The organism is cf. Phormidesmis sp. LEGE 11477, from assembly GCF_015207105.1.
GTDB lineage: Bacteria > Cyanobacteriota > Cyanobacteriia > Phormidesmidales > Phormidesmidaceae > Phormidesmis.
Window position 1 is genome coordinate 14241 of record NZ_JADEXO010000018.1, and the last position, 23615, is coordinate 37855.

Sequence of the window (23615 nt, forward strand, 5' to 3'; positions counted from 1 at the left end):
TAAAGGATTGTTCCTTTGTGTATTCTTCAACTTTGACGCCTGTTGAATCAAATGATTCTTCAGGTTGCTCTCGTTTGCAAACAACTCTGCTTCCCCGCTTAACTAGTTCGCCACCGTTAGCAGACTGTCGTGTCAGCGTCATTATTCCCGTTCGCAATGAAGCGGAAAACCTACCCGCAGTTATCCAAGCGCTAGCAAATCAAGTAGACAGCCGGGGAGATGTGTTGAGCCCTAATAGCTATGAAACTCTAGTACTTGCTAACAATTGTACTGATAATACAGTAGAGGTAGCCAAACAGCTCAGCGCCTGCTATCCACTCCTGCAGCTTCAGATCGTTCAAGCCTCTCTTCCAAAAGAGATCGCGCACGTGGGCAAAGCGCGTCAGATGGCGATGGACGAAGCCTACCGACGACTCTCGCTGATCGGACGACAGAATCGCATTATTGCTTCTACCGATGGGGATACCCAAGTCGCTTCTAACTGGATCAGCGCGTTGCTAAACGAGTTTGATAAAGGCGTGGACGCAGTGGGGGGTCGAATTATCACCTGTCGGTCGAGGACTCTAGATATCGACCCAAAAGTCTCACTTTACTACCTGCGTCATATCGCCCATGCCTATATTTCGGCTCAGATGGAGTGCTCTCTCGACCCTCAAATGCACGACTGCTGGCCACGTCATTTCCAGTACTATGGAGCGAATATGGCAATCTCAGCGGAGATGTACGGCCACGTTGGCGGACTGCCATTAGTTAAGGATGAGGAAGATGTTGCTTTGTATCAGCGGCTAAGGCTGGCCGATGCCAAAATTCGGCATAGCCCAGATGTGCGCGTTTTTACTAGCGCTCGCCGGGTCGGTAGAGCAACTGGCGGACTAGCAGAACTACTAGAAACGCTCACGAACGCTAGTCAGACAGGTCAGACGGTACTTGTGGAATCGCCCGAAATTACCGAAGGTCGTATACTCATTCGGCGGCATCTGCGGCAGGTATGGGCTATATTGCAAAGCGATCGCAGCTTCAACATCAAAGACTACGTTAGAACAACCGATATTCTGGCTAAGGGCTTAGGGGTGCCAGAAGCCAGGCTACAAAGATGCATAGAAACTGCCTCTACTTTTGGTAGATTAGTCGCTACAGTCTCCGACTATCAGGCTCATCAGACAGATGCTTGTCAGCTTCGGCCAACCACTGAAATCAGCGCGGCTAATATGCGGCTGCGTCAACGCCTACAGGCAATTTGTCAATCTTCTAAAGACTCAAGTCGACCTCACTATACCGGGACAAGTCTTGTAGTTATTCTAAAAGCGCTCCAACAGGTCCAGGCGATACCGCTCTTCTCGCCGGCTCACTAACGAGTGATAAACCGTGCCCACCTCCTGCAAAAAAGCCTCATGTACTTGGTCACCCGTGAGCGGATAATCTTCTACATACGGTGTCCAGTGAACTAGCAACAGATGACCGCCGGGTTCTAAATGCTCGGCAATTTTTTGCTGGGCCGTTTGTAGATCTTGCTTACCCCAGTAGTAGCCAACTTCGGAAACAACCGTTAAATCAAAAGTGCGCGTGGGGTACTGATGCGGTACTTGCAAAATACTAAATTCGACTTGGGGTAGGTGCCGGCAGCGCTCTATTGCCCGTCCTTGAGCCTGTTTTGAAACGTCGATAGAGAGCAAAGACTGGCAGCGGGCTGCTAGTTTTTCTGTGAGGACACCGATCGATCCACCAATCTCAAAGGCCGATTGGTATCGCGATCGCGGCAGTACTGATATCGTCGCTGCATACTTCTTAGCTTCGTATTCACTCGTTTCAAAGTCCCAAGGATCCAGATCAGCCGCATACATCTTCTCGAAATAGTCAGGCGGGACAGAAGCGGACTTTGCATCATGCGATGAAGACATTATTTGACCTCTAGGTAGGTTTCATAGGGCTGGATTAGGTTGTTGAGCATTTCCGCAGTGAGCCGAAAGCCAGCGGGATCGTCGTCGATCAAACCTGTTGTTTGAGACCGATGGGCAAAGGCTGCCTGCCGCTTCAGATTCTCGACTGAGCGAATATCTAGCCGCCAGCCCGTTTCCCCTGCTGGCAAAGACGCTAGACCAGCAGTGTCATCGCCCCATATCGAATAGGCTAGCTGGCGGGGCGGCTGTGCCCACGACTTTAGGCAGTAACGAACGATTTGCCAGGTAGCTCGGTGATCACAGTGCCGATCGTACTGCCAGGGCAAAAAAACTAGATCGGGTAAATAAGCACGAAAATAGCGATCGCACCGCTGGACTGCCTTAGCAAACCTTTCTTGTTGACCGAGCGACTCTCCTAAACTGGGAACCGCCGTATCTGGCCATCGAAAAAACGTCATGTTTTCAGTGCCTAACAGCTTCAGAGCTTCGCCCGTTTCTAATTCTCTTATCTGCCTTAGCGCTTCAGCCGGAAAGCGTTTGGAATTAGGGTGGGACTGGGTGCCATCGCTCATAATCATCACCTGAACCGGAATGCCATGCTGGCAGAAGTGAGCAATCGCCCCGCCACAGCCTAACGTTTCGTCATCTGGGTGCGGCGCAACCACAACGACCCGGCGCACTGGTGAGTACTCTTCCAAGAGCGCATCTATTGTTTTGACTGGCAGGGCCGTCGCTAAGACCATAGCTCCATCGCTCGCACTTCGCTCGATAGCACATACTCGCCTATTCCCGTGAGAGAAGCATCAAAAGCAGGCTGTCTAAGATACAGCGTCAGGTCTCGAATAATTCGTTCCATTGGGTGCGGTGGCAGCAATCCTTGGGTGCCGATACAGCGCTCTGAGAGCTGGATCATGTCCATGCAAATCTGTTCAATCGCAGTTCGCACCATGTTGCAGTAGCCCACTAGCTGAGCGCTGTTTGGATGGGGTTGGCTTGGCATTCCTCCAAAAATGGCGGCGTATCTTTCGATCTGAGCAGCACTGCCCTGTAGCCAGAGATTGCCTTGTTCGAGTGCGATCGCCATCTTCCCCAACCGTGCCTGCTGATGCGGATGATCCGTGCGCCCTAAATCTTGCAAATATTCACGAGTTGCATCAAACAGCGCCTCTGCTCCGCCTAGCTGCACCGCTGCAAATCGGACCACACCGCCGCTGAGCCAAGGCTGCCGAAAGTAATCACCGGGCTCGCTAATCACCTCGTTTGGGCCAATTTCTACCCCAGTGAAATCAACTTTATAGCTAGCAGAAGCTCGCATTCCTGGCGGCTGCCACCAGTCCGGGTCTACAGCTACCTCCACCTTCTCCATAGGTACGATGCACATTTGCCAACCCCCATCCGGTAGCATTCCACTCACAAAAGGCCGTTCTACATAGCCGCACCCCGAACAAAAAGTCTTACTGCCTTCTAGCCGATAGCGCCTAGCGCCTAGCGGATGTAGCTTTACCCCATCCGCCGCCTCCGCATTCCAAACACCAAACACCTTTTGATGATGAACATCTTTGGCAAACGTCTGAATCTGCTCTTCTGTCGCAAAGGTTTGAACAAGCTGAAGCGCATTCACATGCCCCTCAAACACCCGTCCTAGCGATAAGTTGCCGCGACCTATCTGCTTGAGAATTTGTAGCAATAGGCCCATCTGGCTAGCGTCAAAGCCTAACCCTGCCCCGCCTAAGTCCGAACGTAGCGGCGCGCTCAAAAGACCTGCCTCAGCTAGAGCGCTAAAATCCTCTGCCGGAAACCCCCCGATACAATCAACCGAAGCCGCATTTAGCGCTGCTTTTTCAGCAATCTCTGCTGACATTTGCAACAGCTCTGCAGCTGAACTAGACGATTGGGACGATAAACTAGGTGACGATGAGAGCGGGCGATCACTAGTGGATTTCTGTCGAGAGTAGGTTGAGGTAGCAGTCATAAGGTGCCTATAGAGAAGTTAGTAAGACTAGAAACTACTAGTAGGCAATGCCTAAGACAGCTTAGGGAAAACCGTTTTGCCAATTTCTCGTAGGCGATTGAGAACGGGCTGCTGCTGGTTAAGGAAAGTGCGAGCACAGTTACGCCCTGGCATACCAGAGATAGCACCCCCTGGATGGGTACCCGCACCAGTTAGATAAAGTCCTTCAAGCGGCGTAGTATAGTTAGCAATCTCGGGCAGCGGTCGGAAAAATACCATCTGATCGAGTGTCATATCGACATGGTAGTAATTGCCCTTGTACGCGCCCAGGCGATCGCCTAGCTCAGCCGGACTCTCGACGTTTCGAGCGATGATCGACTGCTTAATATTTGGCGCATAGTCTGCCAGCTTATCAATCACGCGATCGGCAACCTTGTTCTTTAGCTCATCTGTCCAGCCAGTTCCGGCAAAGCCGGTCCCCTGCGCTCCATTAATTTGGTACGGTGCAAAGAATTCTACCCATAGCGTATGCTGCCCGTCAGGAGCCATACTCGGATCTCGCACTGTCGGCACGACTGCATAGAAAGAAGGATCGGCATCGGGAATATTGCCAACCTCAGGTTCCTGGTGAGCAATCTCAACCTGGCGCACCGAATCAGCAATTAGAACAGAACCAACCAGGTACTCGTCTCTATGGTTGTGATGCTCAAATCGAGGCACTTCCGAGAGCGCACAGTCAATTCGCAAGATTGTTTCATTGTTGTTAACAATTCTTCTATCTAGTCGCTCTCTGAGATCTTTGTCAACCGCTGCCACATCTCCTGGCTCTAGAAGCTGCAAGAATACCCGTTTGGCATCAATGTTCGAGATCACGCCGTATTTCGCCCGATATTCTGTTCCATTTTGCACCTCTACGCCAACCGCTCTTTTTCCATCAACTAAGATACGCTTAACGTTTTGCTCAGTCAATATAGCCCCTCCTTTTGCCTTCACCAGGTTGACCAAAGCTTGTATCAGTGCTCCTGTGCCACCTCTGGGGCGGGCCATTCCAGGGTTGTGCCGCATCGACATCATCATGCCGCCGACAGAGATAGTCTTTTGCGAAGGCGGCGCGCCAAATTCAGAAGCTAATCTGGCAAGCGGAGCTCTAATGAACTCAGAGTCAAAGTACTCTTCTAAAAGGTCTTTAGGACTCGTTAGCATGGTGCGAATTAGATCGAGGGACTTATGAGGTCCGCCCAAGATGCTCAGTAGGTTTTGAATGCTTTTGATGTCATAGTTACCAAGAATATCGAAAATAGCCTGTGGGGGGGCGTTGAATACGGGCTGAATTGCTTTAGTGAATCGCTGCCAAAAATCAATGAACTCTCTGTATTTTTCGGCGTCACGACGGTTAAACTGAGCGATTTCATTGCAGGTTTTGTCTACAGACTTGTGTGATAGAAAGTACTTGCCGTCTGGATGTGGACAAAATACAGTTGGGTCACAAAATAAATACTCTAGTCCATATTTGTTTAGCTCTAGTTCTTCAATAACCGGACCAAGATGAATAAATTCGTGGTCAATAGCACAGCGATTGAACATAAATCCTGGTGCTTCTTCCGGCATTAATTCTTCGGTTGTTGCCGCTCCACCTGGAATCGAGCTCTTCTCTAATAGCGCTACACTATACCCTTCTTTCAACAGATAAGCGGCGCAAACAAGGCCATTGTGACCCGCGCCAATAATAACTACGTCGTAGTTTTCCATGCCAGCTTCGTTCCGAAGATAAAGATCTAGAGCTTTACGTTTAGCAAAGTTTTTTGGTATACGTGCTCTGTCCCAGTGATGAGTTGTTTAAAGAGCTCGGTAGAAAGAAGCCTGGTAGATAAATGAATGACGCGATCGATAGTCTAAGAGCTCAATATCTGTCTCTTATCAATGAACAGCTTCCTGAGAAAGCAAAACAGGTTTCTATGCCCGTACGCTTCAATCACTGTTTTGCCAGAATCATTCTAGATAATTTGTTTGAGGCGTGCTGGTATGAGTATCTGTCTCGACAGCTACCTGCCTACAAGCAACTGAACGAGGAGCAGTTAGCGCAAGCGATCGCAATCGCGGAAGAGATGTTAAGCAATCCAGAGTCAGTTCGTCAGCTCAATCGAAACAGTTTGCACTGGCGAGGCAAACTAAGAGAATAAGTCGCTAATCGAAACAAATCTGTTCGTGGCTGAATTCACTATAGATGCGCTCAGATATGTCTACCTACCGACAGACGTAAGCCTTTCCTTACGGTAGATAGAAGTTTTTTAATAAATAATTTACATTTTGTCTAGCGTAGTTTTAGCGGTCGACGGTGGTAGCTCAATCTAGTGCAGAGCTCCATCTGGCTATTTTTAGATACGCTTTCGCTCTATAGATACACTTTTAATAAAATTAGGTCTTAATAAAACAGCTCGAATAAAGGCTTTAACACCTGTAGAAAAGTGAGGGTGCATTCTTATTTTTCCTATTTCAAGCAGCCTACTGTCTAATGGTTTTGATCCTAATGGTTTTGACCGATAAGCCTGGCTTAGTTGACAGAAGAAAGCCGTAAACTTTCTACCCGGCCTGCTTGTGCTCGTCTGTTATCTCTTCCAACTGTATTAAAGAGCTCCGATGAAGATTGCCATTATTGGACTATTACACCACCCTATTGCCGAGCCTTTTGCAGGGGGAATGGAATCTCATACGTGGTGGCTCGCCAAAAAACTAATCGAAAAAGGTCACGATGTCACCCTGTTCGCGAGTGGTGATTCTGATCCTGAGCTAGGACTTTGGTCCTGCATCGAACATGCGTTTGTTAACAATCTAAACGCTCAGACGCTCTTGGGCCGTCAGGCTTGCAACATGTCAGCCTACGCTAGTGTAATCAGACAGCTTTGTCAGCAGCCATTTGACGTTGTACACAACAATGCTCTCCATCCGTTCTTGCTATTGAGCGCGGCTGATCTGCCCATGCCTATGCTGACAGTACTGCACACCCCTGTGTATAAGGAGCTAGCAGACGCGGTTCGATACGCTTCAGCTAGAAATACGCTCAATAGACTGCTGGCTGTTTCTGTTTCTAATAGTTTGGCAAAGGATTGGAAACCACTAATTGATTCTGATGTGGTCTATAACGGCATCGATGTTGAAAGTTGGCCTATGTCGGCCAACACGCTGGCTAAAAAGCAAGCGAAGCAAGCACTTTGGTATGGTCGGTTTGTGCCGGAGAAGGCTCCCCACCTAGCTATGCGAGCCGCGCTTAAAGCGGGATATAACATCGAGATCGCAGGGCCAATTGGTGATCAAGATTATTTCGAGAAAGAGATCTCACCCTTGCTAGAAGATGTGCGCGTAGGAAGAACAGGCAGCAACAGAGTGACCTATCTAGGCCACCTAACGCACGCACAGATCAAGCAAGCACTTCTACAAGCAACTGTTTTTGTCAATACGCCTATGTGGGAAGAGCCTTACGGCTTTGTCTATGCCGAAGCGTTAGCTTCGGGAACGCCTGTGGCTACTTTCCGCAGCGGCGCAGCAGAAGAGATTTTGACCTCTCAATGTGGTGTGATGGTAGAAGAGAGAACGGCTGAAGCATTGGCAGGAGCTGTATCGGCAGCAGCAAAGCTATCCCATCAAGACTGCCGAAGACGGGCGGCGACTTTCTGTCATATCGACGCGATGATAGAGAGCTATGAAAAGCGGTATCGCCAACTGGTTGTGACTCAGCGCCGGTTGGATCAACGCAAGCCACATCATGTAATCGAGCCAATGCAGTCTTTAGTAGGCATTGCCAGTTAGTAAATTAGTTAGCAGGCCAGTGAGCAGTATGAGAGTTGCCTTCTATTTGAATCTACAAGGGGCTGGGCACTGTCGACGATTTGAGGCGATCGCACCCCATCTTCCTTCAGACTTTGAGCTAGCAGTAGTAGGAATGGACGGCCCGCCACAGGTCGCAGCCTTAGATCGCCCAATCGAGCGAGTCAGCGTACCTAGCTACGGCCCTCAATCTCATAATCCGTTTGTGCAGCAACAGATTGCCCACGAGTATCACGACTTTTTAGTGAATCACGGAGACAATACGCCATTTACGGTCGCAATGGTCTCTTTCCTCGGCAGATGGAAGCCGGATCTGGTGGTTTCAGACGTAGGATTGGAGGCATCTATCCTAGCGAGGATGTGCGGCATTCCAGTCATCTACGGTAGGCAGCACGGTCGGCGATGGGACAAAGGACACACCTTAGCCTACGACTGGGCCTGTTCTCTATTAGCACCGTTTTCTGAAGAACTAGAACAATCAGATTGTCCGCAGTGGGTTAGAGAGAAAACCTTTTATAGTGGCGGGTTTAGTCGGTTCGCAGGCAGAGAAAAAGCACGAACAGCGCCACCGAACTACGCCACCGAAAAGCCAAACATCCTAGTAATGACAGGCTTTGGCGGTACACAGATCACACCGCAGGATGTTATTACAGCCGCCGAGTCTACACCACAGTGGCGGTGGCATTTCTTGGGCGCAGATTTGATCCAGTCGCCTTTTATCCATTCGCCTGGACTGGTTCAAGATGTGTGGCCTTATCTCTGCCAGGCCGACCTAGTAATTGCGAATGCTGGACACAATTCTACGATGGAAATTGGCGCGGCGGGGGTGCCTTCTATCTGCATTCCAGCTCAGAGATACTTTGACGAACAAGATTGTAAAGCGGCAGTGATTGACGCTATGAGCCTGAGCGTTGTTTCTCGCCAGTGGCCGGATCCCACCGACTGGCCTGAGCTTTGGCAGCGGGCGATCGCACTTTCTTCAACCCGGTGGCAGTCGCTTCAAGACCCAGATGCGCCTAAACGTGCCGCACAGCATATTGCCGATATCGCTAGACAGTGCGCCAGACAAGGCGTTAAACAGTGCGCCAAACATCCAGATCTAGAAGACACTAATCTAGAAGACACCTTAGATATCATCGATTCATCTACCGATTCATCTGCTAATCAGACTGAAGTAACTCAGACTAGAGAGAAGGAGATCGCAGCACCTCAAGCCGATCGCCCGCTATTGACCATTTGATGTATCCCTCATCGGCAAATACCTTTAGCCAAGCGCTCATTGGCCATTCGTGCCAGCGCTGATAGAAGACTTGAGCATTGTGGACAATGCTGTCGAAATTGTGCCAGGGTGGAACAGTGCTGTGGTGATATTGGTGATAAGCTATTGCCTTTGGCACCCAGAATAGCAGTACATTTTGCTCTCTTGCTTTCCAGGCAAAATCTGTGTCTTCTGCGCCATAGCTAGGGTAGCAATTGCTAAAGCCGCCTAGCTGATTGAATATGGAGCGAGATAGCGCAAAAGAAAGCGACCAAAATAGGCCGTAGTTAGTCTCTGGCGATAGACCGTTCAGATCGGAAACATCTCGTTTAGCATTAGGTCTACTTTGTGAATAAAGTAAAGACTCCGTTTCTAGGTTTTTCCAATCAATATCTACAAACTCTGGCAAGTATCGAACAGCACCCATCGCGATCGCCGTAGGCATTTGGTTGTAAGCTTGTTCATAAGCCTCTATTAGACCTGCGCCTGGTATACAGTCAACATCTAAAAACAGCAACAAGTCTCCGACTGCCGTCTGTGCTGCAAAATTGCGGGCTTGGGCTAGGGGCAATGCAATATCGCCGCTGTCGTATCGACGATGATGACAGGCAAAAGGCCAGTTGCCCAAAGATTCTGCTGGTTCATTCATATGAACGACTACGCATTCATCTGGTACACGCCTAGAGCAGGCAAGCCCTGCTAAGAGATTTTGGAGATGGCTAGAGCGATCGCGAGTCAGCGTTAGAACAGAAATTTTATTCACGAAAAAACGAGCGGCAGCTATAAAGCAATCCGCTCATTATTCTAGAGAAATTCTCTCAATGCATCTATCCCAAGAGCAGCCTCAACACTCCTGTTGCTTCGGCTTGCCGTTTCGGCTTGTTATATCCGGCGGCTTTAGCTAGCGCCTCGCCGACTGCTGATTAGCTGGCCATCGTATACTCTTTTAGACCGTGCCCCGTACGACGTAGTACCCTTAGCGCCTTACGCTCAATCTGGCGAACACGCTCCCGGCTGATGTCTAAATTTTGACCGATCTGGGCCAGCGTTTTCTTTCTGCCATCATCTAAACCAAAGCGCATGCTGATTACGTCTCTCTGGCGCTCTGTCAGCCTAGCAAGCAGTTGACTAATGTCTCGTTTCAACAAACTCTGCGTTGCATATTCTTCTGGCGACTGGTCTTCTGATTCTATCAGCGCTCCCAGCTCAGTATTTTGCTCGCTGCCAATTCGCATATTTAGCGAAAGCGGCAGTCTGCTCTGTCTCTGTAGTTCGCGAACCTTTTCGACGGGTAGAGACACCTTCTCAGCGACTTCAGAAACAGTAGCCGGGCGACCTAGCTCTAAAGAAACTTCGCGCTGAGCCTTACGAATTTTGGATAGCTTTTCGTTGATGTGGATAGGCAGACGGATGGTGCGACCAGTATCTGCGATCGCTCGCGTAATCGCCTGACGAATCCACCAGTACGCATAGGTTGAAAACCGATAGCCCTTGAGCGGGTCAAACTTCTCAACGCCACGGCACAGACCCAAACTTCCTTCCTGGATCAGGTCCATCATATCGAGCTTGCTGCCCCGATACTTTTTCGCAATCGAGACCACCAGACGCAAATTCGAGCGCATCATTTTATCTTTTGCTCGCAGCCCGATCTCGACAGTTTTTTCCAGCTCTTCTGGAGAGAACTCAGTCGCCTCGGCCCATTCAGCCCAAGTAGGCGTTCTGCCTATTGATTCAGTTAGCTCATCTCGAATCGATTCAAGCTTCACTAGTTGCTGTACAGTTTTTCCTAGAGTAATCTCTTGCTCATGAGTCAACAAAGGGAACCGGCCAATCCCCTTCAAATATCTGCTGACTAAGTTAGAAGAGCTAGACTTACTATTCATAAAGTATTGATTTCAGATTTATCTACTTAGGAATATTGACATATTTAGAAAAGTAGGGCATCACCCTAAAGCGGTAGATCTGGACTTCTGCTCAAAATAGGCGTGAAAAGGTCTTTTCAGCGCCGCATACATATGCCGCAACATATATATACAGATAAGAAAGCCACCAATCGCCAAGCGCTCGTAGACGGATGCGTTCATCAATATAACTGTCTACTACTATGGCAGTCAGTTATGTGGCAGTCAGTTATGTGGCGGTCAGTTAGTAATCAGTCGTACCCTAGCTAGAATGAGCTGCTAGCCAACCTCTTAACTCAGAAATATCTGAAAAGTCAAGCAGTGCTTCGCCTAGATCTTCTAGAACAGTTAATGGCAGCGCTGTGACTGACGCTTGAACATCTGCTGACAGTTCATCAAAGCGCTTTCTGAGCAGACGAATAATAAGTCTAGCCGCTTCTTCTTGGCGACCTTCTTGGCGACCTTCTTGGCGACCTTCTTGGCGACCTTCTTGGCGACCTTCTTGTCGGCCCTCCTTCAAGCCTTCTATAAGTCCTTCTTTCAAGCCTTCCTTCAAACCTTCTCTCATGGCGTCTTCTTTGACTTCCTGGTAGACGCCGGTTTCTTCAAAAGTAATATTCAGCATCCTTTCTACTTCCTGACGGGTAATTTGTCCGAACCGATATGAAATGATGGTCACAACCATATCTATGATGGCACGACTTTCAGGTGCTGGTACCGCTTGTGCTCGGCTCAGCAAATCTATAGCTTCTTCAGCTGCCTGGGCTTTGTCTACAGTAGTCAGCATCATCAAGCTGACCCACAAAGGCATCTGCCGAATACTACCTAGCTCATCGAGGTATATTCGATGCACCTGTCCACCGTGCAAAAAGCTGCGGTGTGGAAAAGAATTGCTTTGTTCAGTACTGCGCGAAGGATAGATGACGACGACCTGCCAATCAGTAAAGCATTCTCGGCTGCGGTAGAAGTAGAGCGCCGTCTCAGCAAAGATGCGCTCGTAAAGCCGTTGATCTTTCTGAAATTGCACTTCCACGAAAAAGACGGGGCCTGGTTCCCCTTCTGGTGGTAGAAAGACGCCGTCAATCTCGAATCTAGGTTCTTTGACTGCTACTGAGTCAAATCGATAAGCGTCTGCATTGGCAGGCGACTCGGGAATAAGTTCGAACAAGAGCGTGGGCACCTGCCGAAAGAGATAATAGAAAATCGAATCTCTACGCATGATAGTACTTTGCTAGTACATCCGATCCTATCAGATATTCATCGCTAGTCCATAGGCAGACGCAACTAAGCGCACAGTTCATTACTGTATTAATCAGTCGCGTTCGTTATGTTCTTTTGCAACTCAGTCTTACTCCAGATCAAAGCCCAAACCAAAGCGAAAATTTGACTGGCAAAGCGATCGCAATCCACCAAAAGCTTTGTGTCGAATATGGCTGTCCGATTGCTTACTTTCACAATCTCGATCCGCTCAGTGAGCTGGTCTCTTCTCTACTGTCTCATCGGACGAAGAACAAAGATTCTGGCCGCGCTTTTAAGCAGCTAAGAGCAGCGTTTCTAGACTGGGAGTCTGTTCGAGATGCAGATACGGAGGCGGTAAAAAAGGCGATCGCACCCTGCACCTGGCCAGAACAAAAAGCCCCTCGCATTCAACAAATTCTTCGGCAGATTACGAGAGAAAGAGGAACGCTCTCAGTCGACTTTCTCGCTGATATTTCTGTTGCAGAAGCGAGAGCCTGGTTGGAAACCCTGACTGGCGTAGGGCCTAAAACTAGCGCTGCCGTTTTGGCCTTTAGCACCTTGCGACGTAGAGCTCTGCCCGTAGATAGCCACCATCACCGCGTTGCGGTAAGAACGGGATTAATTCCCAAAAAAGTTAGCGTTGGGCCTTCTCATGCCATTCTCGAAGCGCAACTGCCAGAAAATTGGACTGCTCAGCAGGTGTACGACAATCACGAGGTGCTGATGCTGCACGGTCAGCGCTGTTGTCACTATCGAAGTCCGGCGTGCGATCGCTGCACCATTCTAGATCTTTGTCTCTTCGGTCAGCAGGCTCTTGGCACAAACGGTGGCAAACATTAGGATTTGAGACCTCGCGCGCAGAGCCAGTAAAAGTGCTTGCTGCGGTGAAGTCACTTTCACAATCCACTCGCTAAAGTGCTATAGCCAGTTTCCCAGCAAAATGTACGAAGCCCAATAGCGAGGATGCTGATAGCGTTGACTATCGCTCTCGCCGCCGCTGAGTATCTGTAACTGGGCAAGCCTCAGAGCCTGGGCTTTAGAAGTGTCGGGCTGTTGCAGTGCTTGATAGAAATAGTTGGAGAAAAGTGCGCCGGTTTCGTCATCTAGGTTCCAGAGGGTGGCGAGGGTGCTACGGGCTCCGGCTTGAACAGCAACACCTGCTATTCCTAGCGCAGCACGGCGATCGCCCAAAGCTGTCTCACAGGCGCTGAGGATCAGCAGCTCTATAACGCGATCGCTAGTTTGATCGCTCTGACGCAGCAGAGTGTTGAATTCATCGACTTGAATAGGCTTATCCCAAGCGAGAATAAAGGTATCTTCGGCGTCGGAGCTAAATTGGCCGTGAGTTGCTAGGTGAACAACCTGATAGTCAGCGCTGTTGAGTAGCGTCGTGAGTTGATCTTCGGTAAAGTCTTCGTTTAGAAGCACGCGGCTGCTAGTAGTCTGTTGGACTTGAGAGACTTCTGCTTTGACGAAAGGCAGCGTAGAAAATCCATGACGGGCTTCGCTTAGTCCGGCGATTAGGGTCGTCAGCTTTCTGTTGGCGATAGGCTGGGGGGCTACAAGCTGAAGGCCAGGGGCGAGGGCGATGCTGTAGTTTTCGATTAAGTACTGCTGGCCGTCGTAGAGCGCAGCCATAGGGACGTTTCGCAAGGAGCCGTCTAGAACAAAGACGAGAGTGTCGATGTTGTTTTGCGCTAAGGCTGGTTGCGTAGGGCGAATGAGCAAGTCGTAGAGCTGGGCTGAAAGCGTTCTGAGCTGGTTGATTGAGAAGGGTAGGCGCAGATCAATTTGCAACTGGTTGAGAAGTGCTTCGAGATCTAGCTGAGCGATCGCAACCGTGTATTGCTGTAAAGATTGATCGGGCAGCTTGAGCAGTATTTCAAGGCGACCCGGCAGAATAATTGGATAGAGAACGGCGGTAGGAGAGGTCGTATTCTCAATAATTTGGCTAATGTCTTGACTGAGGGGAACGCAGGGTTCGGCAAAGTAGTTTTCAAGTTCGGCCAGCTGAAGTGATTCGATCGCGATCTGCGCTTTTCGGAGGTTAGACGAACCTGCGGCTGTCTCTTCGCCTATATCTCCGGCAACTTCACTACTCAATAGCAGATCGACCCATTCTCGATAGACAGGTTCTACTTGTTCTCTAAAATCGAATCTCAGGTCGGGCGCGATCGCAATCAAATTTCCCCTAAGCGTCTTCAGGCTATCCGCTGCATTCTCGTAGTTACCTAGCGCCAGCGCTGTCCGGTTCTGTTGCACATGCACTTTGCCCAGCGCCCACTGCCATTGATAGGCTAGCTCGGGCGATCGCACTGCTTCAGCAATCTCCAACGCCTGACTTAAGGCAGTATCAGCGTTAGATAGCTGCTGTTGCTCAAGATATAGCTCTCCTAGATAACCAAGCGCATAGGATTCGGCGTAGCTGTCTGCCAAGGTTTGAGCTTGGTCTCTAGCAGTGGCTAGGTTTTGTGCGATCACCTGCGGTGTAACAATATCGCCTTCTATAGAATTTTCTATGTAGTGACGAGCCAGCTCTAATCTGGCGTTTACGGTGATTTTGTTGACGGGCAGACGTTCTATGAGGGATTGAATGTCTGCGTAGAGCGCTTCGATTCGTGGCTGATTGTCAGTCTCTGTGAGTAAAGGAAGCTGGCTGAGGTGCGATCGCAATTTTAACTGAGGGTCGGAGGCGATCGCACTGACGCTTTCGTACTGTTCTAGGGCTTGTTCTATGTCTCCAGCGGCGGCGGCGATATGGCCGAGGCTTAGCAGCATCGGGGCGATCTCTATGGCGTTTGGGGTTTGAGCGTTGATGGCTTGGGTAGTTGCGATCGCGTTTTCAATCGTTACCTTTGCCGCCGCTAAATCACCCACCGTACGCTGAAGGTCTGATAGCAAATGAAGTCCGCGCACCTTGATAGGCGAGTCTGGCTGTCCAGGCAAATCAAGATCGCTTAGTTGCAATAGCGCGCGGCGATAAAACCCAAGTGATTGTAGTTCCTGTGCTTGAGCGATCTGAGCCTGAAGTTGAGCCTCAAAAACAACCGTCGAAGGCGTTTGGGCCACAGTAGGCATCGAAGCCGCTACTGTCCAAAAAGGTGCAAAGCTCAACGCCAACGAAACACAGAAACAGATAGTCAGCGTTGAGAGTTTATACCAGGTTCGATGCCACAGTCTTTTCATTCTCACGCCTCGCTTCATTCTTTGCTCTCAGCTAGGCTCTGAGCAACACCCTGACCAATACAAGAGTGATAGTGAGACCCGTCGGCCACTGCTGCTTGTGGTACCTGTGCGACAAAAACAACAGTCCCGTCCGAAGCGCGATGCCATCCATCTGCCTCTACGATAGCGGCTGCGTTCGCATCTCCTAGTTCGCCGCTGACTCCGCTCGCAGCAAGATTCTCATTACGGATGATATCTCTAGGGCTAGGCGTTGCGCCACCCTGACCCGTAACAACAAAGGCATTATTTCCGGCGCTATCAGCCAAGCAGCGCTGGGCAACTTGTCCAAGTGTGACTGTCTGGGTTGGTAGGTCAACAGTACCCTCAGTTGGATTGAGTTCGAGATTGTTAATCAACACTGTGCCATCAGCACCATCTTCAGAGATGGCAGCGATATCGTTGGTAATGTTCTCTTGAATATCTTCGATATTGGCCGTCCCGTCTGACGGCAATCCTATAATGTTCTGAAATCCTAGAATACTCTGAGCCGCAATATTAATCTTTCCGCCACTCCCTGAAGATGCATTGGCAAAAATATTATTGTCTTCATTGGGGACTGTAACAATGAATCTTGTAGGCATATCAACGTTGCCTATAGTAATATTGCCACCGTCACCGCCAGAACCATCCGTTCCTGCCGTAGCTGAAATCAGGCTGTTGTTTCGCAATAGTATAAAATCTCGCACCTCTAGGTTCAAGTTGCCACCATCCCCCGAGCGAGACTCTGCTGTAATTTTGCCATCATCTAGCACGATACTATCAGCTCTGATGAAAGCGTCTCTAACCGTACCGAAATTCTCTGCCAACAAGGGCTCTTCAGGTGGCGGCAGGGGCTCTTCGGGATTAGGGGTACTCACTGTTAGCCTTGATCCGTCTCTTACTTCTAACGATCCTGTTGTTACACTCAACCGCCCAGAATCTCCGCGTCCTCTCGTTCTCGCAAACAGACCAAACAGGCTAAATTCCTCAGGAGAAGTCCCTGAGCCAGACAAGACAACTTTGTCTGCTTCAACTATCAAATCTCCCCCATTTCCTGTTCCACTCGTAGTGGTGAAAACTTGACCACCGTCTGTGATCTCAAGGCGGCTTGTAACGATGCTGAGCGGGCCAGAATCTCCGGTGCTTACACTGTCGCTAGCAGTATTGATAGCACTTGCTCTCGTTCTATTTAGATTATCTATTTCTTCTCTCACTTCAACCAATTCAGTTGCGTTGATCGAAATTCCTTGGCTATCACCACTACCATCGGTTCCGGCATCGATCCGCCCACCTGAGAGTACAGAAAGCTTCCGCGCGTTGATCGAAATCGCTTCATTAGATTGTTCTTCATCAGCTCGTTCCCCAAGCGTCCTCGAAAATAGGCTGCTGCCCGTCATTTCGCCAGCATTTCCTGTGGTACCAGAAAGAACTATAGAACCGTTAGGGGTCGCAATAACCAATATTCCGCCCGCTGCATTTCCTAAATCTGGATTAGAAGCCAATGCCGGAGAAGTCACTAAAGCTGAAGTAGAAACTATTGAACCATCTTGAACACTTAAGTTTTCTGCGTGTATTTTGATTGTACCGGCTGCACCCGTCGCATTTACAGAGCGCGATCGCAGTTGACTTGTTCCTTGTATGTTCAAGTTCCTCCGAATATTGATCGAGATATCGCTGCTGTCTCCCGCACTATAGGTATCTGCCGATATTATGGAAGCATTGGCTATATTCAAATCTGCTGAAGCACCGTTGACCTCTATCGAGATATTGCCGCTATCTCCCGCACTATAAGTATCTGCCGATATTGTGGAAGCATTGGCTATATTCAAATCTGCTGAAGCACCGTTGACCTCTATCGAGATATTGCCGCTGTCTCCCGCACTATAGGTATCTGTTGATATTATGGAATTGTCAATAGTCAGCTCTTCCGAGGCGATAATAGATATGCTTCCTCCTAGCTGATCGCTAAAGTTCCTGTTAAATATTTGGCTGCCTTCTAGTTCGATCTGACGACCTCTTAAAAGAACACGACCCGCTTCGCTACTGTCGGTGTCAACTTCAATAAAGCTGGGGGGTATTTCAGGCTCTTCTCCAGGTAGCAGTCGGATATCCCTCAGTTCTAGATTCGTGAAATTTGAGTCATCTATCCCTAAAGGCGAAAAAAAAGTATTCTGCCTGGGTAGGATGTCAACTCTGCTGCCGGGCGCTAGACTTACTAGCTCAACTTGACCAGAGTCCACATAAATGCCGCCGCCTCTAAATTCAATACCATGACCGACTAATGAAACGGTTTCGCCTGCGTTGAATCCATCATCTAGTATCGCGCCCTCAAGAGTGATTCCTTTAGACTTTTCTCCTATTGATAGTCCAATTGGCTGGCTCACAGTCAACATGGGTGCATCTTGAGGGTCAATGCTACTAAACTCACTGTTGTCTTCTGCAAAGACAAGCGATTCGGCAGTACTGAATACCACAGAGCCACCTATCTCAATACTTGAACCTGATCCAAAGGTCACCCCTGCCGGATTGATAAAGAACAGATCAACTTCGTCCGCTCTGATCTTCCCCTTGATGTCTGAGAACTCTTCGCCCGTCACTCGGCTAAAAATAGTACTGATATTGTCGGCAGTCACGAACTCGGCCACTTCCTCACTTCTAATTGAAAAGCTCTCGAAGCTATGAAACAACAGTTCACCTCTCTCTGCGCCGCCACCGATTTCGTAGATGTTATCTAAATGATCTACGTCAGTGTTCTCGCCAGGCATTGTTTCATCTGACACAACTAGAGGGGCTTGAGCAGTCACATCTGTTCCGCTAAGACCAAAGAGCAATACTGAAGCTAACGCAAAAGCCAAACGCCATCGCGGAGCCTGTCTATTGCGATATCGCACTGATGAATCAATACCGCTCAAGCAAAACTTTATAGGTAGCACGGCTATATTCCTGCTGCAAAAGCTGAAAGTGACTTGATAGAGCTATCACTTTAACCCTACCAAGCCTTTTTTTCTTAATGATGAACTGGCTACGAATCTATAGATTCGGTTAAACTGCCGTATCGTCTATTGTCAGAAAAATTGGAATTTCTCTAGCGACAGAATGCCAAAGCGCGCTGAGGCGTGACTCTGTTGTATCAGGTTTAGAGGATAAGCTCTTGTGCAGATCCGCACTAGCGACTAGACAGGGATTGTCAGACACCACCTGATAAGGCGGCGCTTCAGCCGCATACGAGCCTACCTCTGCAAGCGCTTTCACTTCTCGAATAGAAGGGCACTTGCGCGTAGAAAACGGCGCATATGGGCTCAGTACATCCGGCATGTCGGTGACCCCAATATGAGAAGCCAATACGTCCTCAATTTGTTCATTTGCTGTAGAATAGCCCATTGCATGACCAACCTCATGTAGCGCAACCGTAAACAGATCAACCACATAAGCATCAGGCATCTCTTCAAACAGTTTGGTGCTACGCCTTGCTCTAGGAGATGAGGCTGCAATCTCTTCAATAGGACCAAACACAGAAGAGTTGAGCGGGTCGGAATCTAAGAACAGCTTCACAGGAACGTCTTTCGATTGACCATTTGCATCGATTTGATGAACACTCAACAGATTACTATTGAACAATATGGTCGATTCATTACGATCAGCTTCGCTACAAGCACCATTGTCAGGTTTGTTTGGTGCGCCACAGATATGTACTGCAAGCGCTTCGTCTTCTATCGCTGGAAATTCTGTTGAGGGCGATTGGCCTAGATCTTCCAGCGTTTGCAGATCGCCTTCACTGATAGTTTTGATACCACCTACTAGGCTACCAGCAAGGACACTGTCTGCGGGGTTCTGATCGCCAGCACCAAAGTCAGCCCAAGATACGGTGACTTCAAACGGTGGGATCGTTGAGTCATCAAAAGCACTTTCCCATACCATAATTGCTTTATCGACTAGATTGATGAGGTCGGCTGGGTTAGCTGAAGCACCCTCGATCCCCTCTACAAGGTTGGGCTGGACTAACTGTGGATCTTGGAGTCTTAGTGTTCTTGGGCTGATAGTTTTAGCACCTTTCATCATCAAAGGGCCACACGTTGGAGGAACGCACCCCTTTTCTATTGGGTGTTTCGGTGGGGGTTTTATACGTCCTCGACGGCCTGCGTGTGCCGGGGAACCATCTACAAGCAAGAGCGTGACGATTAGAATTATCACCAACATACGGCGCATAACTATAGGCACTAGTTTCATGGTTCGTATCCTTTCAGGAACAAGGTATAGAAGCTTACAAAGGGGTGTAGGAAGAAGTAGACTCGTGGAATTACAAAGTCTAAAGACTGTTGAATCACTGCTATGAAAAGCTTCAGCAGCGTCTTCTACCTATCAGAAGGTTGCTGTAGTTTTCTGCGATCGCTTCAAAAATATCCAAAGAAGACGAACATTCTAAAGAGGTGATTTGATAACAGCTGCCTCTACAATAGGCAACGCGCTGTTTTATCGCGATCGCTGAAGTCTTAATCTTCTACATATGTAATATTGTTAGTAGATTCAATCGCAATCTAAGTACAGCCATGTGTAAAAACAGGCCAATAAAAATTAGATACGTAGAAAATAAGTATTCAGCAGCAAAAGATTAACGTCACAAAAATAAAAGAGCTGCAGAATTTCTTAGTTTTAGACTGATAGGTTATTTGAGCAATTCTCTAAGCTCCATCCGTCTAAATTGCGTCTACTCTGAAGTTCATCTGCCAAGCTCATGCATTAAGGTCCGCTGCTAAGGTCGTGTCAATGGATAGAAGGGTCACCCTAAAACTGAATGAAGGTAGCCTATCGTCAGGGTTTTCAGTCACTTTGCTGATCGGTGACGAAGGGGCGATGCCGTCTGTAGATATCTCGGGCCGACTGCCAGCCGCGCCGCATCTTCGCACGCTCTATCAGCAGTGGCAGTCGGCCTATCGACACCTGGGTGGAGCGAGCGGCGAGGTCAGTGGTAGTGCTACCCGATTAGAGGCTGACCCGGTGGCCTATGCGACTAACATTTCACTCGTTGGCGACTGCGATGATCTAGCCAATCAGCTATGTGCTGCGTTCAATCAGTGGCTGCGAGCCGATTCTTTTCAGCATATCCGCGACAAGCTGCTAGAGCACCTCAATGTCAAAGATGTCGTCCGGCTGATTTTGCAGACTGAGCCTGGTATTGTACAGCGATTGCCCTGGCATCTGTGGGAAGTGTGCGATCGCTATCCCAAATTGGAAACTACCCTCAGCGCCGCCACCTACGAGAAAAGTCCTGCTCTTAGCCGCCGCACCCGCAGCAAAATCCGCATCCTCGCCATCATTGGCCAAAGCCAGGGGATCGATCTCAAAACCGATCAGGATCTGCTCAACCGCCTGCCCGATGCCGAAGTTCACTTTCTCACTTCCCCCGATCTCAAAACCCTGAGCGATCGCCTCTGGGAACCCGAAGGCTGGGATATCCTATTTTTCGCTGGGCACAGCGCCACTAAGTCTCTCAAAGAATCTGTTCAAGCAGATTCCAGTCAGACAGACGATACTCAAAACGCTAGCCAGCTAGACTCATCTGAAGAAGCAAAGCAGACTAGTTTTCCTTCTATCCCAACAGACGGCGAGCTATACATCAGTGAGTCTACACCGCTAATTCTTTCTTCTCTCAAAAATCCGCTCAAAAAAGCGGTGGCGCGTGGTCTAAAAATTGCTATTTTCAACTCCTGTGATGGTTTGGGTCTTGCCTATGCCCTAGCCGACTTTCAAATTTCTCAGGTGCTGATCATGCGCGAGCCAGTACCCGATCTAGTTGCTCACACCTTTCTCAAATCTTTCCTAAAAGCTTTCTCCCAGGGTGAATCGCTAGCGCTTTCGGTTCGCGACGCTAGAGAAAGACTTCAAATTCTAGAATCTGATTTTCCCTGCGCTTCTTGGCTACCAACGCTCTATCAAAATCCAGCCGAAGCACCGCCGACCTGGTCGAGTTTACTAGCACCCGCTTCTCAGCCGACTAATCAACCGACTCAGCCTACAGCCCCCCTAGTCCCCGATCGGGCTCGTTCACCAAGCCGCTGGTTGGCGGGCGCGGCCTATCTGTTGACAACAGCGGCGCTGCTAACGGTTCGCTCAGTGGGGCTGTTGCAGGCAGAAGAACTGCGGGCATTCGATCGACTGATGCGGCTGCGGCCCGCCGAAAGCCCTGATCCCCGCATAGTCGTAGTCACCGTCACAGATGCAGACGTGGAAGCGCAAGATCCAGAAGATAGGCGAGGATCACTGGCGGACGGAGACCTGCTGCGACTGCTAACAGTTTTGCAAGCAATGCAGCCCCGTACAATTGGATTAGATATCTATCGAGACTATCCAGTTAGAGAAAATCTGCCTGAGTTAGCAACCCGCTTGAGCGAGCAAACCAATTTCTTTGGCGTTTGTAAAAGTCGAGATCAGCAGGTGGGTAGTGAAGGAATTAAAGGGCCACCGGAGATGGTAGGCACGCAAAGAACAGGCTTTAGTGATTATCTGACCGATCCAGATGGTGTGCTCAGACGGCAGCTAGTGTCATTAGAGCCAGATCCGGTGTCTCCTTGCACCGCTAGGTATGGGCTTTCTACGCTGTTGGCGTTCGACTACCTGATGAAAGAGGGCGTTGACATCGAGTTTGGTGAAGATGATTTGCTGCGGATGGACGACTTTTCAACCAGGCCGCTCGAAGGGAATGAAGGCGGCTATGTGAATAATCCGGCTCAGGGCTGGCAGATGTTGCTGAGCTACCGCAGTCTGCCAAAGCCAGAGGCGATCGCACAGCAAATCACCCTCACCGAAATGCTGTCGGGGGCAGTCTCACCAGAGGCCATTCGTGATCGCATTGTCATCATCGGCACTACCGCCAGCGGCTTTGACGACGATCAGTGGCTCACGCCCTACAGCTCGGTTGTGGGGGAAACCAAAGGCGTTTTCATGCAGGCTCAGATGACTAGCCAGATGATCAGCGCTGTTTTAGACGGTCGCCCCTGTCTGACGACGTGGAACCGCTGGGCTAATATCCTTTGGATTTCGGCTTGGGCAGGAATTGGCAGCCTGCTGATGGTGGCGCTAGGTCACAGGCGAAATCACTTTCTTGGTAAGCTAGCGCTGAGTCTGCTGATTAGCGAGCTAGCGCTGTTTGGCCTCTGCTGGCTGCTGCTGTCAAGGGCAGCTATTTGGGTGCCCTGGGTGCCTGCTGCGATCGCGCCTGTAGCCGTAGCCACCACTACACTTGCACTTAGCCGCTCATCGGCGTTGAGCCTCAATCAGTCTTCATCCTCAGACCACTTATCTAGTTTCACTGTCTACCGACGTTCATAAGAGATCTCATCATGAAAGCCCCTCGGATGATTTTTTCACTACTGATTTTTGCTCTGCTACCCATGGCGATAGCGAAGCCACATCCAGTTGACGCTTTGGCCAATGAATCTTTGATTGAAAAATCTTTGATCGAGCAAGCCCAGCCTAGTTCTACAGAAAGTGCCTTCATGCAGATAGGAGGATCCGCGCCACTTCGGTTTGTGCCCCCACCGCCCCCCGAACGAGGCCATCCGACAGGTAGATCAGAAGGTGGAGCGAGTAGGGGCAGTTGTCACGTAGCCGGTGATTTGCCGCTTACCGCAATAGTCCCCTTTGCCGATGGATACATCTCACCCAGCAGAGAAGGCGTAGAGGCGAGCGCGGCCACCTCGTTTGCGACAGGAACGAACACCACTCCCAATGCCTCTAGTCTGACAACAAAAGGACATCCCTCTTTCTGGTTTTATGTTCCTTATTCACTAGAGACTACTTCGTTAGAGTTTGTTCTACAAGACGAAAACAACAATACGATTTATCAGGCTACTCTTTCTAAAGAGATGCCTAGAGAGATCTCAGACAGTTCGTTCGATAGCGATCACGGCATTATTCAGATCGCACTGCCCGAATCTGTGCCTGCACTAGCGCTAGAGACTTCTTATCGCTGGTTCTTTCTAGCCTATTGCCAGCAGAACGATCCTGACTTTGTAGAGGGCTGGATAACTCGGCGATCGCCTTTACCTTCTAGTCTTGCCGATGAGCTAGCGATCGCATCGCCTAGAGAGCAAGCCGTACTGTACGCACAGAACGGCATCTGGCAAGAAACGTTGACAGTACTAGGAGAACAATATAGAGACAACGAGACAAATCTTGAGATCTTGAGAGATTGGGCAAGCCTATTGGAATCTGCGAATCTCGAACACCTGACTCAACAGCCCCTGCTAGATTGTTGTGAGATAGAATAGCGCTATGAATGGCCGTGAAGCGGCAGCAAATACTCTCTCTTAACTCACTTACGTTTACCCACTGCCCCTTCTACT

Annotated in this window: 17 protein-coding genes; 7 read left to right on the forward strand and 10 right to left on the reverse strand. The window is 49.4% G+C overall.

Translation table 11 applies throughout. The annotated features are described in order from the left end of the window. Positions 1 to 74: 74 nt before the first annotated feature. A complete protein-coding gene (locus IQ256_RS07805; protein ID WP_193854978.1) occupies positions 75 to 1352 on the forward strand; it encodes a glycosyltransferase family 2 protein in 1278 nt (425 codons plus the stop codon). On the opposite strand, the gene IQ256_RS07810 is transcribed toward IQ256_RS07805, so the two are convergent. Genes IQ256_RS07810 through crtO form a run of 4 tightly spaced genes read right to left on the reverse strand, consistent with a single transcriptional unit; the run spans position 1299 to position 5598 of the window. Further along, positions 1299 to 1898 carry an SAM-dependent methyltransferase gene (locus IQ256_RS07810; protein WP_193854979.1) on the reverse strand — a complete coding sequence of 200 codons (600 nt, stop codon included), beginning with the start codon at positions 1896 to 1898 and terminating at the stop codon, positions 1299 to 1301. The genes IQ256_RS07805 and IQ256_RS07810 overlap by 54 nt on opposite strands. Further along, on the reverse strand, positions 1898 to 2641 hold the full coding sequence (locus IQ256_RS07815; protein ID WP_193854980.1) for a PIG-L deacetylase family protein: 744 nt from the start codon (positions 2639 to 2641) through the stop codon (positions 1898 to 1900). Before IQ256_RS07815 ends, IQ256_RS07810 begins: the two co-directional genes overlap by 1 nt. Beyond that, positions 2632 to 3870 (reverse strand): acyl-CoA dehydrogenase family protein, encoded by a 1239-nt coding sequence (locus tag IQ256_RS07820; RefSeq protein WP_193854981.1) that lies wholly within the window; start codon positions 3868 to 3870, stop codon positions 2632 to 2634. Before IQ256_RS07820 ends, IQ256_RS07815 begins: the two co-directional genes overlap by 10 nt. A 51-nt stretch (positions 3871 to 3921) precedes the next feature. Beyond that, positions 3922 to 5598: a beta-carotene ketolase CrtO gene (gene crtO, locus IQ256_RS07825; RefSeq protein ID WP_193854982.1), complete on the reverse strand. Its 1677-nt coding sequence runs from the start codon at positions 5596 to 5598 to the stop codon at positions 3922 to 3924. Positions 5599 to 5720: 122 nt separating this feature from the next. On the opposite strand from crtO, the gene IQ256_RS07830 reads away from it, so the two are divergent. The 3 genes from IQ256_RS07830 (at position 5721) to IQ256_RS07840 (ending at position 8911) form a co-directional block, all read left to right on the forward strand. Next, on the forward strand, positions 5721 to 6029 hold the full coding sequence (locus tag IQ256_RS07830) for a hypothetical protein (protein WP_193854983.1): 309 nt from the start codon (positions 5721 to 5723) through the stop codon (positions 6027 to 6029). 457 nt (positions 6030 to 6486) lie between these two features. Continuing rightward, a complete protein-coding gene (locus IQ256_RS07835) occupies positions 6487 to 7653 on the forward strand; it encodes a glycosyltransferase (protein WP_193854984.1) in 1167 nt (388 codons plus the stop codon). 28 nt (positions 7654 to 7681) lie between these two features. After that, on the forward strand, positions 7682 to 8911 hold the full coding sequence (locus IQ256_RS07840; RefSeq protein ID WP_193854985.1) for a glycosyltransferase: 1230 nt from the start codon (positions 7682 to 7684) through the stop codon (positions 8909 to 8911). Here the strand turns inward: IQ256_RS07840 and IQ256_RS07845 are convergent. The 3 genes from IQ256_RS07845 to IQ256_RS07855 form a co-directional block, all read right to left on the reverse strand. Beyond that, a complete protein-coding gene (locus IQ256_RS07845; protein WP_193854986.1) occupies positions 8856 to 9692 on the reverse strand; it encodes a glycosyltransferase family 2 protein in 837 nt (278 codons plus the stop codon). The two genes, IQ256_RS07840 and IQ256_RS07845, sit on opposite strands and share 56 nt — an antisense overlap. Before the next feature lie 160 nt (positions 9693 to 9852). After that, entirely contained in the window at positions 9853 to 10812 is a 960-nt protein-coding gene (locus tag IQ256_RS07850; RefSeq protein ID WP_193854987.1) for an RpoD/SigA family RNA polymerase sigma factor, read from the reverse strand. Positions 10813 to 11092: 280 nt separating this feature from the next. After that, positions 11093 to 12049 (reverse strand): Rpn family recombination-promoting nuclease/putative transposase, encoded by a 957-nt coding sequence (locus IQ256_RS07855; RefSeq protein WP_193854988.1) that lies wholly within the window; start codon positions 12047 to 12049, stop codon positions 11093 to 11095. 116 nt (positions 12050 to 12165) lie between these two features. Between IQ256_RS07855 and nth the strand changes: the two genes are divergently transcribed. Continuing rightward, positions 12166 to 12909, forward strand: coding sequence for an endonuclease III (nth, locus tag IQ256_RS07860; RefSeq protein ID WP_193854989.1), 744 nt, complete (start codon positions 12166 to 12168; stop codon positions 12907 to 12909). 78 nt (positions 12910 to 12987) lie between these two features. Here the strand turns inward: nth and IQ256_RS07865 are convergent, their stop codons facing one another. The 3 genes from IQ256_RS07865 to IQ256_RS07875 form a co-directional block, all read right to left on the reverse strand. Further along, positions 12988 to 15255 (reverse strand): CHAT domain-containing protein, encoded by a 2268-nt coding sequence (locus tag IQ256_RS07865; RefSeq protein ID WP_193854990.1) that lies wholly within the window; start codon positions 15253 to 15255, stop codon positions 12988 to 12990. Between the two features lie 14 nt (positions 15256 to 15269). Beyond that, entirely contained in the window at positions 15270 to 18077 is a 2808-nt protein-coding gene (locus IQ256_RS07870; protein WP_193854991.1) for an S-layer family protein, read from the reverse strand. A 238-nt stretch (positions 18078 to 18315) separates the two neighbouring features. Next, entirely contained in the window at positions 18316 to 19332 is a 1017-nt protein-coding gene (locus IQ256_RS07875) for a hypothetical protein (protein WP_228024671.1), read from the reverse strand. Positions 19333 to 20037: 705 nt separating this feature from the next. On the opposite strand from IQ256_RS07875, the gene IQ256_RS07880 reads away from it, so the two are divergent. After that, on the forward strand, positions 20038 to 22599 hold the full coding sequence (locus IQ256_RS07880; RefSeq protein WP_193854993.1) for a CHASE2 domain-containing protein: 2562 nt from the start codon (positions 20038 to 20040) through the stop codon (positions 22597 to 22599). Between the two features lie 11 nt (positions 22600 to 22610). Continuing rightward, positions 22611 to 23540 (forward strand): DUF928 domain-containing protein, encoded by a 930-nt coding sequence (locus IQ256_RS07885; RefSeq protein WP_193854994.1) that lies wholly within the window; start codon positions 22611 to 22613, stop codon positions 23538 to 23540. Positions 23541 to 23615: the final 75 nt, after the last annotated feature.